General features: G+C 74.1%; 3 protein-coding genes. 1 reads left to right on the forward strand and 2 read right to left on the reverse strand.

The features are described 5' to 3' along the window. Window positions 1-144: 144 nt before the first annotated feature. Entirely contained in the window at window positions 145-720 is a 576-nt protein-coding gene (locus EF903_RS31010; protein WP_125548305.1) for a TerD family protein, read from the forward strand. A 144-nt stretch (window positions 721-864) separates the two neighbouring features. On the opposite strand, the gene EF903_RS31015 is transcribed toward EF903_RS31010, so the two are convergent. Both EF903_RS31015 and EF903_RS31020 read right to left on the reverse strand, forming a co-directional pair. Continuing rightward, window positions 865-2274, reverse strand: a complete 1410-nt coding sequence (locus EF903_RS31015; RefSeq protein WP_125548306.1) for a M1 family metallopeptidase — start codon at window positions 2272-2274, stop codon at window positions 865-867. Window positions 2275-2368: 94 nt separating this feature from the next. Continuing rightward, window positions 2369-2929: a heme-binding protein gene (locus tag EF903_RS31020; RefSeq protein ID WP_125548307.1), complete on the reverse strand. Its 561-nt coding sequence runs from the start codon at window positions 2927-2929 to the stop codon at window positions 2369-2371. Window positions 2930-3055: the final 126 nt, after the last annotated feature.

Raw genomic sequence — 3055 nt, forward strand, 5'->3', positions numbered from 1 at the left:
CCTCCCGCCCGCCCGCGGCCGGCGACGCGCCGGAACCCGGAAGGCCGCCCTGGAACCTGCGGGGCACCTCGGCGCGTTATGAAGGTCAGCGGTACCTTGACCGCACATCTCGCGGTCAGCGACGAGGAAGGGACACCAGTCACAATGGCAGTAAGCCTGTCCAAGGGCGGCAACGTCTCGCTCACCAAGGAGGCCCCCGGCCTCAGCGCCGTCACGGTCGGCCTCGGCTGGGACGTCCGGACGACGACCGGTGTCGACTTCGACCTCGACGCCTCGGCCATCGCGGTCAACGCGATGGGCAAGGTCGTCTCGGACGGCCACTTCGTCTTCTTCAACAACAAGTCCACCCCGGACCAGAGCATCGTCCACACCGGTGACAACCGCACCGGTGAGGGCGCCGGCGACGACGAGGCGATCAACGTCAACCTGGCCGCCCTCCCGGCCGACGTCGACAAGATCGTCTTCCCGGTCTCGATCTACGACGCCGACTCCCGCAGCCAGAACTTCGGCCAGGTCCGCAACGCGTACATCCGCGTCGTGAACCAGGCGGGCGGCGCCGAGATCGCCCGCTACGACCTCTCCGAGGACGCGGCCACCGAGACCGCCATGGTCTTCGGCGAGCTCTACCGCAACGGCGCCGAGTGGAAGTTCCGCGCGGTCGGCCAGGGCTACGCCTCCGGCCTCGCCGGCATCGCCCAGGACTTCGGCGTCAACGTCTGAGTCCGCCCGCACCGGACCGCGGCGCGGGCGGGTCCCCGGACCTCCGGATCCGCCCGGCGGCCGCGGTGACCGCTCCGGCCCCCTCCCGGCCGTCCGGGGAGGGGTCCGGGGGCGGCCGCGTGCCCGGGCGGCCCGGCGCCGCGGTCAGCGGGGGCTGTCCTTGCCGTACAGACACACGTCCCACACCCGCCGCAGGTCAAGCCCCGTCTGCTTCTCGGCGTACGCGGTGAAGTCCGCGGTGCTCGCGTTGCCGTGCCGCCGCTCGGCCGCCCAGCCGCGCAGCAGCGCCGAGAACGCCGCATCGCCCGCCTCCTGCCGGATCCGGTGCAGCACCATCGCGCCCCGGTGGTAGACCGGGTTGCCGGAGATGTCCTCCGGCCCGGGCGGGGACGCCGGCGCGAACGCGTCCCAGTCGGAGTCCGCCGCCGGGTCCACCGCGGTGTCACCGGCCAGGAACGCCTCGAAGCGCTGCTCGGCGGTCGGCCCGCCGTGCTCCTCCGCCCACAGCCACTCCGCGTACGTGGCGAACCCCTCGTTCAGCCACATGTCCTTCCACGACGCCGGCGACACCGAGTTCCCGAACCACTGGTGCGCCAGCTCGTGCAGCACCAGGTCCTCCGTCGGCGCGCCCGGGAACACGGGCCGCGTCTGCGTCTCCAGCGCGTACTCCAGGCTCCCCGAAGGCAGCACGATCGCCCCGCCCGCCGAGAACGGGTACGGCCCGAACCGCGCCGCGGCCCACTCCGTCATCTCCGCCAGCCGCCCCAGCGCGGGCGCGCTCCCCGCCTCCTCGCCCGGGTCGACGGCCGAGTACAGCGGCACCCCGGAGGGCGTCCGCCCCTCCGTCACCGTGAACCTGCCGACCGCCGCCGTGACCAGGTAGCTCGCCACCGGCTCCGGGCTGTGCCAGGCGAACGCCGTCCGCCCGTCACCGGTGTCCGTACGCGAGCGCAGCCGGCCGTTCGAGACGGCCTCGTACCCCTTCGGAACGGTCAGCACCACGTCGTAGGCGGCCTTGTCGCTGGGGTGGTGGTTCCCCGGGAACCACGTCATCGACCCGACCGGCTCGCCCACCGCGACCGCCCCGCCGTCCAGGCGGATCCAGCCCTCCGTGGAGCCGTCCGGATCCTCGTGCGGCTTCGGCCTGCCGCTGTAGACGACCTCCGTGCGGAACACCTCGCCCGCCGCCAGGTCGTCGGCCGGCCGCACCGTCAGCTCGGTGCCCGTCCGGTTGAACCGGGCCCCGGTGCCCTGCACCGCGATCCGCTCGACCTTCAGCCCGCTGAAGTCCAGGTTGAACGAGCTGAGCCCCTGCTCCGCCCGAGCCGTGATCACCGCGCGGCCGTGCAGCACCCCGTCCGCCGGGTCGTAGCCCAACTCCAGCCCGTAGTGCTCCACCTGGTAGCCGCCGTTGCCCGCCTTCGGGAAGTACGCGTCCCGCAGCCCCGACGCGCCCGGCCGGCCCTGCACCGTGTCGGCCGTACACCCCGTGCCCGCGAGGAGGACCACGGCGGAGGCCAGACCGGCGAGACGGGAGAGCGTTCGGGTATCCACAGCCACGATCTTATGGGGTTGTATGTGCGCAACGGTCCGATTCGGCCGCGGCCCCGGGACCCCGCCCGGCGCCGCGGCTGCACCCGCCGGACGCCTACTTCGCCAGCGCGTCCACGCCCGCCTTCGCGTACTTCTCGTCCAGCTCGCCGCTCGGCGCACCGGCCACGCCGATGCCCGCCACCGGCGCGCCCTCCGACTGCACCGGCACACCGCCGCCGAGGAACAGCGTCCCCGGGATGTCCTTCAGGTTCGGGGCCTGCGCCAGCCGGCCCGCCAGCACCGACGTCGGCGCGTTCCAGGCCACCGCCGTGAACGCCTTGCGCTCCGCCGACTCGTACGACTGCGGGCCCGCGCCGTCACCGCGCAGCGTGACGATCGTGTTGCCGTTGCGGTCCACCACCGCCACCGTCACCCGCTGGTTCTCCTTGCGCGCCGCCTCCAGCGCCGCCTGCGCGGCCCGCGCGGCCGCGTCGACCGTCAGGTGCGTCGACGTCGTGAACGCCTTCCCGTCCACCGCGCCGTCCTTCTTCGCGGCGGCCGCGGCCGCGGCCGCCGGCGCCGACTGCGCCGCGTTGGCGCTCACCGCGCCGAACGTGCCGGCGCCGAGCGCGACGACGAGGGCGGAACCGGTCAGCACACGGGTGCGGGTCTTCATCTCTGCTGCTCCTGGAATCGTCGGCGGCCGCGCCACTGCGCCGGCCGCCGCTGCCGGACGCCGTGCGCCGGCCCGTCGGGACACCTCCAGCCTCCGCCCGCACCCCCCTCCGCCACGTCCCCGTAC

The organism is Streptomyces sp. WAC05292, assembly GCF_003949955.1.
Taxonomy (GTDB): domain Bacteria; phylum Actinomycetota; class Actinomycetes; order Streptomycetales; family Streptomycetaceae; genus Streptomyces; species Streptomyces globosus.